Here is a 15,640-nt window from a genome sequence, read left to right on the forward strand (position 1 = left end):
CATATTGATTTGCAAAGCTAAGCTATTTTAGTCGCACTACCATTCCCATATCGAAAATGGGATATCGATCGCTCATTCCTACACCACCCTTAATCGCCAATTTAGACGAGATAGATACCCTAGATTGAACCATAGGTATTAAAGACACAAAGCGCTTGTCGGTAACTGTAAACCTCATTTGGGGGCCAAATGCTACTTTGCCGTTAGAATTGAACATAAAACTAAACTCTACCCCTTGTTCAGAGCTTTGAGCTTGCTCAGACTGGGTTCTTCCGGCTGTTCTGAAGTAACCTACTCTGAACTTATTAGACCACGCAACATCTACATTCCAACCTGTTTTCCACCCTCTGATAGACCTATTGGTTTGGCCTCCTATTTCTAAAGCTGGACCATTATTGATCTTAGAAGCTTTATAAGATCTAGACTTATAATATCCTTTAAAGCTTTGTGCCTGTAATTGATTACAAAACACTGAGAAGACCGCTAGAATTAAGGTGATAAGTAGAGTTTTCATGGTGTTGGTTTTTGTTGTTTACATCACAAAGTTTACGATTAGCCCCTGTGATTTTGATGGAGAAACACCTGACTCGAAAAAACCAGAGAATTACCGAAGTGCAGTGGGTAAATCACCTAATTAACAGAGAGTTAAAATATGAAAGGACTACACGACTGTAGTCCTTTCAATTCATAACACGAATGCTATGTGTATAATTAGTCTGATCTAATTCAAATGTTCTGTGATATACAGGCGAATATCTTGTGGAGCCACTTCATCACCTCCAAAATATGGATATAACAAATAATAAACCCCTGTATCGCAAGCAGCACCTCTTTCTACCACCACGCTTTGGTCTTCGAATAAAAATCGGTACTGATGGTCTTCAAGCGAAATACTCATATCTACAGCCGTTCCAATTTCCATCGACCCAATCTGCTGATATAATCTCTTTTTCTTCTGATACACATAAGTGAATATGTCTACCTGATCTGTTTCTGGATTATAATTCCATCCAAAACGTGCACTATTCTCATGGTGGAGACTGTTACAATCGGCAAAACCGAAAAGCTTATTAATGTCTTGTTGGTTTTTGTTTCCCAGATTATACCTGACGGACTCATCAAAACGAACAGTTAGATTTAATGTCTCAGATTTGAGTGTCCTTAAGCCTTTTGGATTTGCACTATTTTCTATTGAACTCTCGTGCTTACCTTCTTTTATGAGATAAACAGTTTCTTTAATATCATAAAGGTCGGAGCAACTGTAAAAGCTCGCAGCAAGCACTATTAATGCAATAAGCTTTTTCATGGTTTTGTGGTTTTGTTAATGCAAAGTTGATTGGAAGTAAGCTCACATTTATTGGTGAATTGCCTGAATAAAAAGACTAGGTAAATTGCTTACAAAAAGAAGAGGCAAGCCACCACAGCTCGCCTCACAACAAAACCAACTTTCCACCGAGAGGTGGATATCTTCGGTCAATAAAGGTTGAACATCAACCTTGCGCTGGCCATATTTCTTTCTTTGTTACCTCCGTACTCAAATGCTAAACGCCAGCTATCGCTAAACTTAAATCTTACTTCACCTGTAAAAATGGTTTTCTGGAGCTCTCCATTGAGTGTTGCTTTTCTGGCTCCTGCCGCTAGCTCAATACTTTCGGCTACAGGCTGAGCCAAGCTCAAATGAAGACCAGCAAACCTATTATCTAAATGCGGCTGCTCCTCATTCACTCCGTAATCTCTTGTGTGAAAATAATTCAGGGAAAGCACCTGCTTGAAATTCATACCTATTCCGAAGCCAAACTTCATTCCGTCATAGTTGGCAACAGTTGGAACTACCTGAAATGTTGCAGCCTTATTTCTATGGTTGTCATAACTTCTTTTATAATAGTATTGACTAAAGGCTGCTTGTGCCGATACCAAAAAGAGGGCGATGATAAATAGCTTTTTCATGGTTTTGTTGTTTTGTAAATGAATACATCACAAATGTCGTATGACCACGACTGCTACATATCCGACTATTGCCTGATTGGGCATATTCGGCAAGTCTCCTAGACTGAATAGGTATTTTTCCTAGGAGCCTTTAAGCTTCTCCGCTTAATGGGTCTTGCTTTCAGAAAAGAATAAAAAAAGGCCACAGATCTTAACAGATCTACAGCCCCTATCTTGAGTTTATAATACTTAACTATTCTTATTTACTTACTCTTTTTCCTGTCATTGGGAAGGCATCTTGACCTAGGTAAACTGCACCGCTCATAGCATCGCCATCAAACTGGCACTCAAGTTCAGCTACAGTTCCCATTACTTCAATAGAACCCGTCATGTTAGTTCCCTGAACCGTCACTCCATTTACATCTAAAGTACCAAACTGATCGGTTTCTAAAGTTGCGCTATAGGCTCCAGGGCTACCCATAATTCTTAGTGTTCCGCTACTGCCTCCATCAGGAGTATCTACAGAGTATTCCCAAACGCCAGCTGGGTCATATACTTTTTGCTTTGCTTCGGCCTTGGCAGAGGAGTTAGTTGTTGTACCACTTGCTGCACAACTCACCACAAAAGCTGAAATCAACAAAAAGGCAAATACAGTTTTCAATGTCATTCTAGTCTTCATGCAATTATTAGTTTTGAAATTAAAGAGCTATGAAAATAGTACTTTTTCACTGATGACCCGCTCAGAAAGCCCCCATCTTTTGCCAAAAAATGAAAGATTCTCCAATAATCCCAATGCGGTTTTGATTGTAAGCATTATGGCCTAACTTTGTGCCAATTTGTACCTAAGTCAAAAAGTCGTTCCTTACCTGAAAAATGCCGAAAGACAATAGCATCAAGTCCATCCTAATTATCGGAAGTGGGCCAATCATTATCGGACAAGCCTGTGAGTTTGATTATTCTGGTTCTCAAGCAGCCAGATCATTAAGAGAAGAGGGCATTGAAGTTACCCTCATCAATTCTAACCCTGCTACCATCATGACCGACCCGGTTATGGCTGATAACGTTTATCTGAAGCCATTAACTAAAAGGTCGATCATTGAGATTTTGGAAAAGCATCAGATTGATGCTGTACTTCCTACCATGGGTGGTCAAACAGCCTTGAACCTTGCCATAGACTGCGACAAAGCAGGAATTTGGGATAAATACAATGTGAGAATCATTGGCGTTGACATTAACGCCATTGAAACCACTGAAGATCGTGAGAAATTCAGGCACAAAATGATTGAAATTGGAGTAGGTGTCTGTAAAGGAGAAACCGCTACTTCATTTCTAAAAGGAAAAGAAATTGCTCAAGAAATTGGGTTCCCATTGGTTATTAGACCTTCCTTCACCCTTGGGGGCTACGGAGGTGGTTTTGTAGATAATCAAGAAGAATTCAACGAAGCACTAAAAAGAGGTTTAGATGCCTCTCCAATTCACGAAGTACTTGTAGAACAAAGTATTTTGGGTTGGAAAGAATATGAGCTAGAGCTACTCAGAGACAATATTGGTAACGTAATCATTATTTGTTCTATTGAGAACTTTGACCCTATGGGGGTTCACACAGGTGATTCTATTACCGTTGCGCCTGCCATGACTCTACCAGACACTGTCTATCAGAAAATGAGAGACATGGCCATCACAATGATGAATGCCATCGGTCAATTTGCAGGTGGTTGTAATGTTCAGTTCTCTGTAAACCCTGAAACTGACGACATTATTGGTATTGAGATCAACCCAAGGGTTTCTCGTTCTTCAGCTTTAGCATCAAAAGCAACCGGTTATCCAATTGCTAAAATTGCAGCTAAGCTGGCCATTGGTTACAACCTAGACGAACTTAAAAACCAAATCACTAAAACTACTTCTGCTTTCTTTGAGCCTGCATTAGACTATGTGATTGTAAAAATACCTCGTTGGAACTTCGATAAATTCAAAGGTTCTAACAGAAAACTAGGCTTACAAATGAAGTCTGTTGGCGAGGCCATGGGTATTGGTAGAAACTTCCAAGAGGCACTACAGAAGGCTTGCCAATCTCTTGAGATAAAAAGAAACGGACTAGGAGCCGATGGAAAAGAGCTTACTGACCAAGCGGCTATTTTAGATAGCCTCGAGAACCCAAGCTGGAACAGACTCTTCCATATTTACGATGCCTTCAAATTGGGCATTCCATTCAAAACTATTCAGAAGAAGACTAAAATCGATAAGTGGTTCCTTCAGCAAATTGAAGAGCTTATTGAGCTTGAATCTGAAATTGAACAATACAACTTAGATACCCTTCCTGAAAGACTCTTAAGAATAGCCAAAGAGAAAGGTTATGCCGATAGACAAATTGCTCACTTATTAAAGTGTTGGGAAAGCGAAGTATTTAAGAAGCGCCATGATTTAGGTATCAAGAGAGTTTACAAACTAGTAGACACTTGTGCCGCAGAATTTGAAGCGCAAACCCCTTACTACTACTCAACTTTCGACCAAGAAAACGAGTCAGAAGCTTCTGACAACAAGAAAATCATTGTACTTGGATCAGGACCTAACCGAATTGGCCAAGGAATTGAGTTCGACTACTGTTGTGTACACGGTTTGTATGCTGCTAAAGAGTGTGGTTATGAAACCATCATGATCAACTGTAACCCTGAAACGGTTTCTACGGACTTCGATACTGCCGATAAGCTTTATTTCGAACCAGTATTCTGGGAGCATATTTACGACATCATCCTTCATGAAAAGCCAGAAGGTGTAATTGTTCAGTTGGGTGGTCAAACAGCACTTAAACTAGCTGAAAAACTAGATAAATATGGCATCAAAATCATCGGTACTAGCTTTGAGGCGCTAGACCTTGCAGAAGATAGAGGTAGATTCTCCACACTACTTGCTGAAAACAATATCCCTTACCCGAAATTCGGAGTAATTGAAGATGCTGATGAAGCATTGGAGTTATCTAAAGAACTAGGCTTCCCTCTTCTAGTTAGACCTTCCTATGTATTGGGTGGTCAGAGCATGAAGATTGTAATCAACGAGCAAGAGCTAGAAGAGCATGTGGTAAATATCTTAAGAGACATTCCTGGTAACAGAGTATTGTTAGATCACTTCTTAGATGGCGCCATTGAAGCTGAAGCAGATGCTATTTGCGATGGAGAAGATGTGTACATCATAGGCATTATGGAGCACATTGAGCCTGCAGGTATTCACTCGGGCGATTCTTATGCCGTATTACCTCCTTATAGCTTAGGCGACTTCGTTATTCAACAGATTGAAGCTCATACCAAGAAAATTGCGCTGGCTTTAAAAACCGTTGGACTGATAAATATTCAGTTCGCCATAAAAGACGATAAAGTTTATATCATTGAGGCGAACCCTAGAGCTTCTAGAACCGTTCCTTTCATAGGTAAAGCCTATCAGGAGCCTTATGTAAACTTTGCTACTAAGGTTATGTTGGGAGAGAAAAAGCTTAAGGATTTCGACTTTAAGCCGGTTAAAAAAGGTTACGCCATTAAGGAACCTGTATTCTCATTCCACAAATTCCCGAATGTAAATAAGGAGTTAGGCCCTGAAATGAAATCTACGGGAGAAGCCATTTACTTCATAGATGATTTGATGGACGACTACTTCCTAGACATTTATTCTAAACGTAATCAGTATTTAAGTAGATAATAGCGGTTTGTTAAAGTTTTTATTCTTCATATTCCTTGTCTTTTGGATTCTTAGAAGTGTTCTTCGATTCTTTACGGTGAACCTTTTTGGTCAAGCGCAGCAACAACGGAGCTTCAACCAACAAGGGCGCTACGAACAGCAACGTCAACCTAAGGATGGCAACGTTAAGATCGACTATGCACCAGGTAAGAAGAAAGGCAAAAAGTCTTCAGACAATTTTAAGGGTGGAGACTACGTAGATTACGAAGAAGTAGATTAATTAAAATCAAAAACATAGAAGCCGATCAATTGATCGGCTTTTTTATTACATCACTTTTGAACTTAATAAACCATATAAAAGGAACCTCGTCTTGTACCTCTTCTAAGATGGGAGCTTCGTCAATGTTTTTAAAATTAGAATACACTTGAGATAACAAAGTAGCTCCAGTTCCAGCAACAAAATAGTCATTATAAGTAGCAGGAAAGTACACATAGCCACTCTCTCGATTACGCACTTTCAATTGATAAGGTATGCTCAAAGTATTCCCATTATTCTTATCAAACAATGCATAAAAGTATTCTTTCCCTTTAGAGTAAAGAAAGAGTAAATGATTACCACTTTCTTGAACAGCACCTCCTTGAATTGCCAAGTACCCTTTTTGTTCTTTTATATCTCTGACAGCTTGAGCATTAAGGTTTGGGTCATCTACATAAGTCTCGATAAAATCTTCTGGCAATGCATCATCACCAAAATTCACCCTATATTCTGTGTAAACAGTGTCTTCATCAACTCTTGAAATGTCATGCGAAAACACATTCACTGATAGAGGTTGCTTTGAGTTACTGAAATGGCTATAAAAGTTGATTATATTACGAGATTTGGCCTCTTCAGGCAGAGGGAAGAAAACCTTAGTATCAGTGAAGGTACTATCCATTACAACCAACTGCCCCTTAAACGAATAGCTTGAATTCATTCCTAGATGAAATGCAAGTCTTCCGCCTGTAAGACTAGCCATGTCTTTGATAAAACTGAATTCAACTCTCTTTTCTTTGATAAATTGCCCCTGAGTATTGAACCATAAGATCTTCCCTGCTGCTGATAAGATTACCTCGCCTTTAACATCGTCATAAGCCACTTTCCAAAGATACTGGTATTGACCAGGGCCATCTCCAGGTGAATATATTTTAGTCTGGAATGCACCCTCATCATCAAAAATAATCACACTTTGCCCCTGCTCGTCAAACACTATCACCAACTCATCAGTGATGAAGAGGTTGGTGACACTTTGAAATAAGGCATCGTCTTGGGTGTCTAACTTCAAAAAATATACATCCTCAATTAAATCCGTAAAGTAACCATCAAAAACTTCAGCATTAGCAACATCAATGACTTGGGGCAATATTGCCGACTGATCTGAAGTACTATTCTCTTTTTCTGAAGAGCAGGAGAGAATTAAAATAAACAGTAAGGCTAGAGGGTGGTATTTCATGTGCATTTCTGAAGATACACCCTTTCTTTTTACCCTAAAAAATTTTTACACTCGATTAATCTTTTTTTTATGGCACTTGGTATACCATAGCATTGATATGCATACCAGCACCAACCGAAGCAAATACAACGTGGTCTCCAGATTTGATTTCATGCCCCTCAAGTTCACCTCTCAATATTAGATCCAACATGGTTGGTATGGTGGCTACAGAGCTATTACCAAGTTTACCAATAGTCATAGGCATTAGCTGTTTTACATCTGGCTCGTAGCCATAAAGCTTATACAGCTTCAGCAAAATGGCTTCATCCATTTTCTCGTTAGCCTGATGAATGAGCACTTTATCAATATCGTCTAAATCTAGATTAGCCTTTTCAATGGCCGTTTTAATAGCTTCAGCTACATTTACCAAGGCATATTCATAGATTTTACGCCCCTTCATTTTGATGAACTTATTCCCATTGCCTGCTAGATCTGGCTTAAATGAAGGTCCCATAGCTAAATAAGCCAACTCGGCAGAAGCATCTGTTCTCGAAGCTTGGCTCAGAAATCCACCAGTAGGGTTTTCGGTGGCCTGAAAAATGGCAGCTCCTGCGCCATCAGAAAAAATCATGGAGTCTCGATCGTGCTTATCTACAATTTTACTCAGAGTTTCTGCGCCAATTACCATAACGGCTTTAGCATCGCCACAACGTATCATTTGACTGGCCTGAATAGCTCCTTGAACCCAACCAGGGCACCCAAAGACAATATCATAGCAGGAGGTTTTTGGATTTTCAATTCCTAGCTGATGTTTTACTTTTGCCGCAAGGCTCGGCATTATGTCTATCCTATTGGATTGATCATCGATGTCACCAAAATTTTGCGCTACTATAATATAGTCTAAGTCTTCTTTATCTACAGTACTATTGGCTAGAGCATTCTTAGCCGCTATGGAAGCTAAATCTGAGCAAAGCTGATCTGGCTTAGCGTACCGCCTCTCTCGTATACCTGTGATTTTCTCAAACTTTTTAATGATTACATCATTCTCGTATGGAAATGGTTCACCATTCTCTTGATAGAACTCATGATTGAGAAAATCTTCATTCTTAACTACCTGTTCGGGAATACAACTTCCCACTCCATTGATAATTACGTTTGGCATATCCTAGCTTTCTGATTTATATGAAACTGCATCCCAGCAGGCCTCAGAAGCCTGATCGATGCGTTCTTCAGTCAATTGTTGATTATGATCTAAATGCAGTTTGGCCAAAGAAACAATTGGCCCATAGAGTAGTGCAATAATGGTGTACAAAGGCAGGTCTTTCATTGCCTTCGCCCTTTTAGACTCAATAAAGAACTGCATGATAGGCCCGAGAATTATAAAAGTCTCTTCCCGGGTCATATTGCTAACAAACGGAGCATACCTATACTGTTCTACAAACTGAAACTCTTTAGGGTTAGCAATACAATATTGAATGAGGTTTCTCCATAAGTGCTTAAACCGCTCTTTATAAGACCCTTCTTCTCTATAATCTTGCAACATGGCCTTAATTACACGCTTTTTAATAGCGGTAAAAAGCTCATTGATTAAGTGCTCCTTATTATCGAAGTACCGGTAAATAGTGCCGGCACCAACCCCCGCATGCTGAGCAATTAATGAAATAGGAGTAGCATGGAAACCATAATCTGTAATCAGATTCAGCGTAGTTTCCAATATTAGCTTTCTTTTATCTGTGGCTTGACTCTCTATCATTCTATACGGAATGAACGTTCATTCCGAGCAAAGGAAAAGAGTAAATTAGAAGAAATCAAAGGATTAGGTCATTTACTTTAGTACTTGGCGTTAAAAAACTTCTAGAGGGCACTTCTCTTTGGTGGCTGAAGAGTTTTGATGTATTTTTGCCAACTCGCTTGAGAAAGAAACTCACTTAAACCAGTTTATATGTCTTGGTTTCAAAGAAAAGTAAAGGGAATTACCACACCTACTGAAGAGAAGAAAGACGCGCCTGATGGCCTGTGGTTCAAAACCCCGGGTGGAACTATAATCCATACCAGAGAGCTAAAGAATAATGCCTATGTGAGTCCTGAAGATGGTTTTCACGTAAGAATTGGCTCTAGAGAATATTTTGAAATCCTATTTGATCAGAATAAATTCACTGAGTTAGATGCTGACATGAGCTCAGCAGACCCATTGAATTTCAACGATAGCAAGCCTTACCCAAAAAGAATAGCTGCCACCCAAGAGAAAACGAAATTGAAGGACGCGGTTCGTACTGCCTATGGCAAAATGAACGGTGTAGATATTGTTATCTCATGTATGGACTTTGCTTTTATTGGAGGCTCTATGGGCTCTGTAGTAGGTGAAAAAATTGCTAGAGGTATTGACTATGCATTAAAGACCAAAACCCCGTTTTTAATGATCTCCAAATCTGGAGGTGCGAGAATGATGGAGGCAGGTTATTCACTTATGCAGATGGCCAAAACTTCTGCCAAGCTGGCCTTATTGTCTGAAGCAAAAGTTCCATATATCTCGCTTTTAACCGACCCAACTACAGGTGGAGTAACTGCCTCTTATGCCATGTTAGGTGATTTCAACATTGCCGAGCCTGGTTCATTAATCGGTTTTGCTGGCCCAAGAGTAATCAGAGATACAGTAGGAAAAGATTTACCGAAAGGCTTCCAAAGTGCTGAGTTTGTATTGGATCACGGTTTCTTAGATTTTATTGTAGACCGAAGAGATTTGAAAAAGCAACTCACTACGTTGCTCAATATGTTGAAAGACTAATATCAATCTCTTTACAAGAATTTGAAAAGGGTGTCTCAAAAGGACACCCTTTTTTTATTATCCATTCAGTCAACTTGAAATAATTTCAATATCCCTTTTGAAAACTCGCAAACGGCTACTACGTTTGTAACATCAAGTCATTCAATCCCTCCCGATAGTTATCGGGATTTCGGAACGAATCGATTTATAAAGAAGCGTGGAGAGACAGGCTCTATGAAGCGCTAGCAACCATGCCGACACATCGGCAAAGGTGCTAAATCCTGATCCCAAATGAGTGTCAAGTTGGCTCTCGGGAGAATATAAATTGGTTAAACATGCTTCAAATTCCAATTGCAAGACCCTTATCGGGTTGGGTAAATCAAACCCAACTAGCACTGCTATTTTATTACATATCTAGCCGAATGTGTAGGGCATAATTTCCGCCCACTTCTTTTCACATTTAAACCACTAGCACATGTTAACAAAAAGCCATCTTGGCTTGAATGAATCGATAGATTCAGCTCAAGCTCCTATACAGTATTATTCAATTAAGGGAGATTTCAGCCTAGAAAACGGCAGTTTCCTAACCGACCCCGTGATTGCTTATCACACATTCGGAAAGCTCAATAAAAATGCTTCTAATGTAGTTTGGGTCTGTCATGCCCTTACCGCTAATGCCAATCCACTAGAGTGGTGGCCAGGTTTGGTAGGTGAAAATGACCTGATAAACCCAAAAGAGCATTTCATCATATGCGCTAATATCATTGGCTCTTGCTATGGAAGCACAGGCCCAAAAGACTTCAATCCGAACACTGGAGAAAGATACCTAAGAAGTTTCCCACTCCTCACAGTTCGCGACATGGTTAAAGCGCATGAGTTACTGAGAGCACACTTGGGTATTTCTAAAATTCATTTGGGCATAGGGGGCTCCATGGGGGGGCAGCAAGTGTTGGAATGGGCCATAGAACAACCAGAAATCTTTAAAAACATCTGTTTAGTAGCCTCAGGAGCTAAAAGTTCGCCATGGGGTATCGGCATTCGAACAGCTCAGCGAATGGCTATTGAAGCAGATCCTAGCTTCTTCTCCAGCTCACCGAAAGGTGGCTGGAAAGGGCTAGAAGCCGCCAGAGCAATGGCTATGATTTCTTATAGAACAGATGCTATTTTCAACTTCAGCCAAAAAGAAGGCAATGAAAAAATCGATGGGTTCAATGCAGATAGCTATCAGCGCTATCAAGGATTAAAGTTGCAAAAACGCTTCAACGCACATTCATACTATAGCCTTTCTAAATGTATGGACACCCAAGATGTAGGCAGAAAAAGAGGCGGTTTACAAGAAGCGCTAAAAAGAGTAAAAGCCAACACACTGGTCATAGGCATCAATTCAGATCTACTCTTTACCAAAAACGACCAACAAGTTTTAGCACATGGTATAAAACAAAGTCAGCTCACATTTATAGACTCTAACTATGGACATGATGGCTTTTTAATTGAAGCCAACACCATTTCAACAATTCTTAAAAACTTCTTAAACGATCGAAAATGAAAAACATCAATATCGGATTATTCGGGTTCGGCTGCGTAGGCCAAGGGCTTTACGAAACACTTAACAACTCCAGGAATTTCGCAGGTGAAATCAGTAAAATCTGTATTAAAAATGCAGATAAAAAGAGAAAGCTACCCAGCCAACTATTTACAACGAGCAAAGAAGAAATAATTAATGATGAGGCTATAGATATTGTTGTTGAGCTCATAGATGATGCAGATGCAGCACTATCTATTGTTGTTGCTGCATTAAAAGCGGGTAAGTCTGTTGTCACTGCAAATAAGAAGATGGTTGCCGAAAACCTTGAATACTTAGTTGAACTTCAGCAACAAACTGGCAAAGCGGTTCTTTATGAAGGTGCCGTTTGCGGAAGCATACCAATAATCAGGACTCTTGAAGAGTATTTCGGCCATGAACCTCTCAATGAAATTAAAGGAATCTTCAATGGCTCAACCAACTATATTCTGACCAAGATTTTTGAGGAGCGACTAGACTATCCAAAAGTGTTAAAAGAAGCCCAAGAACTTGGGTTTGCCGAAACCGACCCAACCTTAGACGTTCAAGGCTTCGACCCAAAATTCAAGTTGAGTATCTTATTAACACATGCCTTCGGCATACATGTTCCCCCTAGCCACATTACCAACCTTGGAATAGATAGACTAAAAACAGCAGACCTGGAATACGCCAGAGCTAACGGACACACCATTAAACTGGTGGCTCAAGCTAAGAGAATTGGGGAAAAAGTTTTTGGCTTTGTTATTCCACAGTTCGTACAGCCAGACCAGACATTAGCTAACATTCAAAATGAATTCAATGCAGTAACTATTAACGGAGAGTTCTGTGACGAACAATTATTTATTGGCAAAGGAGCTGGGAGCTTACCTACGGGAGCTGCGGTTTTATCTGACATCTCTGCACTGAGTTATGACTACAAATACGAATACAAGAAACATTACAATCTGGGCAAACTGCCCTTTAGCAATCAATCGCCAATTCAGGTATATGTGAGCTATAACTCTCCAGAGCAAGTAGACTTAAGTGATTTTGAAAGCATTCAAGAAAAGTACTTCAGTTTCGACCATTGCTATATTATAGGTAACATTTGCATAGGCAAGCTGCAAAAAGCAGAATGGCGAAACAATCAGAATATCAACATAGTTCTAACACCCGAAGGCTGTCAAAAGGGCTTGGGCAACCTCTGTGTGAGTGACTTAAAAGAAGAAATCTCCGAACTTAAGAAGGGCCAAAAAATCAGGGAAAGAATAACCATTTAGCCCCATTTTACCATTGGTATCTTTTTTCGAGTTCTCTTACTGATTTAATCTTTAAGTCAATATATTTGTAGCCCTAACGACCCAAGGGTCAAATACAAAATGTTGATTTAAAATCTATTAGTAGATGTCATCTATCATTATTACTTCAATAGTTGCTTTCTCGGTTGTAATACTGCTTTTGGTTTTCATTTTGCTTTATGCACAATCAAAGCTAGTTCAGTCGGGCGATGTCAAAATCATCATCAATGGTGATGAGAAAAACCCGGTAGTTACTTCGGCAGGTTCAACCCTATTAGGCACGCTATCAGGACAGAAAATTTTCCTTCCATCAGCTTGTGGAGGAGGAGGTACATGTGCCATGTGTAAATGTACAGTGAAAGAAGGAGGAGGAGATGTGTTACCTACCGAGGTAGGCCACTTAAGCCGCTCTGAGCAAAAAGAAGGTGTAAGACTTTCTTGTCAGGTTAAGGTGAAGCAAGACATGCGCATCGAAATTCCTGAAGAAATCTTCGGTATTAAGAAGTGGGAATGCGAAGTAGTATCTAACTACAATGTGGCATCTTTCATTAAAGAATTTGTGGTAAAACTCCCTGAAGGAGAGCACCTTGAATTCGAAGCTGGAGGTTACATTCAGGTAGACGTTCCACCTGTAGTTTGCGATTTCAAAGACATGAACATTGAGCCACATCCGGAAGATCCGGCTGGTCCAGACAAGTTTAAAGGTGACTGGGATAAATTCGGCCTTTGGGATTTGAAAATGGTAAACAAGGAAGAAATCTTCCGTGCTTACTCAATGGCCAACCACCCTGCTGAAGGAAACATTATCATGTTGAATATTCGTATTGCTACTCCACCATGGGATAGAGCGAACAACAAGTGGATGGATGTTAATCCAGGAATCTGTTCTTCTTATGTATTTACTAGAAAACCAGGAGATAAAGTAACTATCTCAGGACCTTACGGTGAATTCTTTATTAAGCCAACTGACGCAGAAATGCTTTATGTTGGTGGTGGTGCTGGTATGGCTCCAATGAGATCTCACCTGTTCCACCTTTTCCACACGTTGAAAACGGGTAGAAAAGTAACTTACTGGTACGGTGGTAGATCTAAAAGAGAGTTATTCTATCTAGAAGATTTTAGAAAGATCGAAAGAGAGTTTCCAAACTTCCAGTTCTTCCTAGTGCTTTCTGAGCCACAACCTGAAGACAACTGGGTGGAGAAGAAAGATATTAACGATAAAGAAGGCGATGGTTTCTTAGGCTTCGTTCACCAAGCGGTGATTGATCAATACCTAAGCAAGCATAAAGAGCCAGAAGAAATTGAATTCTATTTCTGTGGACCTCCAATGATGAACGCAGCGGTAATTAAGATGTGCGAAGATTGGGGTGTGCCAGACGAAAACGTCTCTTTTGACGACTTCGGAGGATAATCAATCTCAACAATAATATTGAAAGCCATCTCGAGCACTCGGGATGGCTTTTTTTGTTGAACTCGTTTCCTGTGTGGATAAGATCCATTCTCCGATGTCTCGGAGCCTCAGCGTGGCTTACTAAACTAATTGGCTCAACTTTATCACTTAGTCATCCTGAGTGTGCGAAGGATCTTATATATCAAGAAAAGTCAACCCCCCTCTTTTCCATCCCGACCGAAGCGGAGGGATCGGCCAAACTAGTAATTTGTAGATCTTTCGACTTCGCTCAGGATGGAAAACACTCACGTCCGATGCCGTGATTCGCCAAACATTAATTAGCCAGTCATGGTATCTCCACCATAACCTGACTTAGATCAATCGTGAGGTCACCGATATGAGCAGTGCAGGAATCGATAAAAGAGACCTTTCTCCGAGCTTGAACTTCTGAACAGGTAATTCTGAGACATTTGAAAAATGCTTTATCTCTTAGCCATCCTGAGTGTACGAAGGATCTTATGCACCCGTAAAAGCTATTTACTCTTTTTCATCCCGACCGAAGCGGAGGGATCGGCCAAACCAATAATTTGCAGAGATTATTAGTGAGTGTAGTTTGAAGCTACACTCAGGCATATATTCATTAGATCAAAACCTAAGATTCTGTATATTCAGCATTCAACCTTAATACTATGACATTGAAACGCAGAAATTTTCTTAAAACGGCCGGAGGCTTTGCAGCTGGCTTAGCCATTGCTCCTTATGCCTGTTCATCGGGCAACAAAACTGAAGTAGCTTCAACTGACAGCGTAGTTACTAAACCATTTGGTCTTCAACTTTACTCTTTGCGAGACGATTTTCCAAAAGACCCTAAAGGTGTACTGGCTAAAGTTGCTTCATACGGCTATAAGCAAATTGAAAGTTATGAAGGCCCTGACGGTATGTTCTGGGGAATGACTAATAAAGAGTTTAAAGCTTACATAGATGAGCTTGGCATGAACGTGGTTGCCAGCCATTGCGATATTGACAAAGATTTTGAACGCAAAGCGGCAGAAGCAGCGGAAATTGGAATGAACTACCTCATCTGTCCATGGAGAAGTCAGGAAACACTAGATGGTTACAAGCAAGCTGCGGCTGACTTCAATGCCAAAGGAGAAATCTGTAAAAGCAATGGAATTCGTTTCGCCTATCACAACCACGCTTACAGCTTTACCAAACTAGAAGGCATCTACCCTCAAGATATATTCATGAATGAAACCGACCCTAACTTGGTTGATTTTGAGATGGACATGTATTGGGTGGTTACAGCTGGTGAAGACCCTGTAGCTTGGTGTAAGAAACAGCCTGGAAGATATAAACTAGGACATGTTAAAGACCGCATGGCCAATACGGAAGAAAGAGAAGCAACTTGTACACTAGGCACTGGAATAATTGACTATGCATCTATAGCCCCTGCTGTTAAAGAGGCTGGCATGGAATACCTTATCGTTGAACAAGAAAGATATGACGGCACCACTCCTCTCAAGAGTGTACAAGACGATGCTGAGTATATGAAAAAGCTTTCTGTATAAAGATAGCATTACAACATGT

At 40.2% G+C, this 15,640-nt stretch carries 14 protein-coding genes and 1 riboswitch; of the genes, 7 read left to right on the forward strand and 7 right to left on the reverse strand.

Annotated elements, in window-relative coordinates; all coding sequences use genetic code 11:
- Positions 1-22: 22 nt before the first annotated feature.
- The 4 genes from T7867_RS03475 to T7867_RS03490 all read right to left on the reverse strand — a co-directional run bounded on the left by T7867_RS03475 (position 23) and on the right by T7867_RS03490 (position 2,605).
- Complete coding sequence (locus T7867_RS03475; RefSeq protein ID WP_068215800.1) at positions 23-514, reverse strand: hypothetical protein; 492 nt, start codon at positions 512-514, stop codon at positions 23-25.
- Between the two features lie 207 nt (positions 515-721).
- Positions 722-1,306 (reverse strand): hypothetical protein, encoded by a 585-nt coding sequence (locus T7867_RS03480; protein ID WP_068215802.1) that lies wholly within the window; start codon positions 1,304-1,306, stop codon positions 722-724.
- Positions 1,307-1,473: 167 nt separating this feature from the next.
- Positions 1,474-1,947: a hypothetical protein gene (locus tag T7867_RS03485; RefSeq protein ID WP_068215805.1), complete on the reverse strand. Its 474-nt coding sequence runs from the start codon at positions 1,945-1,947 to the stop codon at positions 1,474-1,476.
- Positions 1,948-2,185: 238 nt separating this feature from the next.
- Positions 2,186-2,605 (reverse strand): hypothetical protein, encoded by a 420-nt coding sequence (locus tag T7867_RS03490; protein WP_068215807.1) that lies wholly within the window; start codon positions 2,603-2,605, stop codon positions 2,186-2,188.
- 194 nt (positions 2,606-2,799) lie between these two features.
- Here T7867_RS03490 and carB point away from each other — a divergent pair, with 194 nt between their 5' ends.
- Together carB and T7867_RS03500 are read left to right on the forward strand one after the other, a co-directional pair.
- Positions 2,800-5,613: a carbamoyl-phosphate synthase large subunit gene (carB, locus tag T7867_RS03495; RefSeq protein ID WP_068215809.1), complete on the forward strand. Its 2,814-nt coding sequence runs from the start codon at positions 2,800-2,802 to the stop codon at positions 5,611-5,613.
- A gap of 7 nt (positions 5,614-5,620) precedes the next feature.
- Positions 5,621-5,872, forward strand: coding sequence for a DUF4834 family protein (locus T7867_RS03500; protein WP_084375533.1), 252 nt, complete (start codon positions 5,621-5,623; stop codon positions 5,870-5,872).
- Between the two features lie 25 nt (positions 5,873-5,897).
- Here T7867_RS03500 and T7867_RS03505 read toward each other — a convergent pair whose 3' ends face one another.
- The 3 genes from T7867_RS03505 to T7867_RS03515 all read right to left on the reverse strand — a co-directional run bounded on the left by T7867_RS03505 (position 5,898) and on the right by T7867_RS03515 (position 8,814).
- Positions 5,898-7,082: a 6-bladed beta-propeller gene (locus tag T7867_RS03505; protein ID WP_157717477.1), complete on the reverse strand. Its 1,185-nt coding sequence runs from the start codon at positions 7,080-7,082 to the stop codon at positions 5,898-5,900.
- Between the two features lie 67 nt (positions 7,083-7,149).
- On the reverse strand, positions 7,150-8,223 hold the full coding sequence (locus T7867_RS03510) for a 3-oxoacyl-ACP synthase III family protein (RefSeq protein ID WP_068215816.1): 1,074 nt from the start codon (positions 8,221-8,223) through the stop codon (positions 7,150-7,152).
- A gap of 3 nt (positions 8,224-8,226) precedes the next feature.
- Complete coding sequence (locus tag T7867_RS03515; RefSeq protein ID WP_068215818.1) at positions 8,227-8,814, reverse strand: TetR/AcrR family transcriptional regulator; 588 nt, start codon at positions 8,812-8,814, stop codon at positions 8,227-8,229.
- 189 nt (positions 8,815-9,003) lie between these two features.
- Between T7867_RS03515 and accD the strand changes: the two genes are divergently transcribed.
- From accD to T7867_RS03540, 5 genes are all read left to right on the forward strand, one after another.
- Positions 9,004-9,846 carry an acetyl-CoA carboxylase, carboxyltransferase subunit beta gene (gene accD / locus T7867_RS03520; RefSeq protein ID WP_068215820.1) on the forward strand — a complete coding sequence of 281 codons (843 nt, stop codon included), beginning with the start codon at positions 9,004-9,006 and terminating at the stop codon, positions 9,844-9,846.
- Between the two features lie 181 nt (positions 9,847-10,027).
- Positions 10,028-10,152, forward strand: a riboswitch (SAM riboswitch).
- A gap of 148 nt (positions 10,153-10,300) precedes the next feature.
- Complete coding sequence (locus tag T7867_RS03525) at positions 10,301-11,371, forward strand: homoserine O-acetyltransferase family protein (protein WP_084375534.1); 1,071 nt, start codon at positions 10,301-10,303, stop codon at positions 11,369-11,371.
- Entirely contained in the window at positions 11,368-12,645 is a 1,278-nt protein-coding gene (locus T7867_RS03530; protein WP_084375535.1) for a homoserine dehydrogenase, read from the forward strand. Before T7867_RS03525 ends, T7867_RS03530 begins: the two co-directional genes overlap by 4 nt.
- 124 nt (positions 12,646-12,769) lie before the next feature.
- Positions 12,770-14,074, forward strand: coding sequence for an NADH:ubiquinone reductase (Na(+)-transporting) subunit F (nqrF, locus tag T7867_RS03535; protein WP_068215821.1), 1,305 nt, complete (start codon positions 12,770-12,772; stop codon positions 14,072-14,074).
- A 668-nt stretch (positions 14,075-14,742) separates the two neighbouring features.
- Entirely contained in the window at positions 14,743-15,621 is an 879-nt protein-coding gene (locus T7867_RS03540; RefSeq protein ID WP_322299835.1) for a sugar phosphate isomerase/epimerase family protein, read from the forward strand.
- Positions 15,622-15,640: the final 19 nt, after the last annotated feature.

Origin of the sequence: Roseivirga spongicola (assembly GCF_034376045.1) — a bacterium.
In the GTDB taxonomy this organism is placed as follows: Bacteria; Bacteroidota; Bacteroidia; order Cytophagales; family Cyclobacteriaceae; genus Roseivirga; species Roseivirga spongicola.

Bases quoted from the DNA above. Each gene is read 5' to 3' on its own strand.
- T7867_RS03490 (WP_068215807.1), bottom strand. From the start codon at position 2,605: ATGAAGACTAGAATGACATTGAAAACTGTATTTGCCTTTTTGTTGATT.
- T7867_RS03510 (WP_068215816.1), bottom strand. From the start codon at position 8,223: ATGCCAAACGTAATTATCAATGGAGTGGGAAGTTGTATTCCCGAACAG.
- T7867_RS03485 (WP_068215805.1), bottom strand. From the start codon at position 1,947: ATGAAAAAGCTATTTATCATCGCCCTCTTTTTGGTATCGGCACAAGCA.
- nqrF (WP_068215821.1), top strand. From the start codon at position 12,770: ATGTCATCTATCATTATTACTTCAATAGTTGCTTTCTCGGTTGTAATA.
- T7867_RS03480 (WP_068215802.1), bottom strand. From the start codon at position 1,306: ATGAAAAAGCTTATTGCATTAATAGTGCTTGCTGCGAGCTTTTACAGT.
- carB (WP_068215809.1), top strand. From the start codon at position 2,800: ATGCCGAAAGACAATAGCATCAAGTCCATCCTAATTATCGGAAGTGGG.
- T7867_RS03530 (WP_084375535.1), top strand. From the start codon at position 11,368: ATGAAAAACATCAATATCGGATTATTCGGGTTCGGCTGCGTAGGCCAA.
- T7867_RS03525 (WP_084375534.1), top strand. From the start codon at position 10,301: ATGTTAACAAAAAGCCATCTTGGCTTGAATGAATCGATAGATTCAGCT.
- accD (WP_068215820.1), top strand. From the start codon at position 9,004: ATGTCTTGGTTTCAAAGAAAAGTAAAGGGAATTACCACACCTACTGAA.
- T7867_RS03505 (WP_157717477.1), bottom strand. From the start codon at position 7,082: ATGAAATACCACCCTCTAGCCTTACTGTTTATTTTAATTCTCTCCTGC.
- T7867_RS03515 (WP_068215818.1), bottom strand. From the start codon at position 8,814: ATGATAGAGAGTCAAGCCACAGATAAAAGAAAGCTAATATTGGAAACT.
- T7867_RS03540 (WP_322299835.1), top strand. From the start codon at position 14,743: ATGACATTGAAACGCAGAAATTTTCTTAAAACGGCCGGAGGCTTTGCA.
- T7867_RS03475 (WP_068215800.1), bottom strand. From the start codon at position 514: ATGAAAACTCTACTTATCACCTTAATTCTAGCGGTCTTCTCAGTGTTT.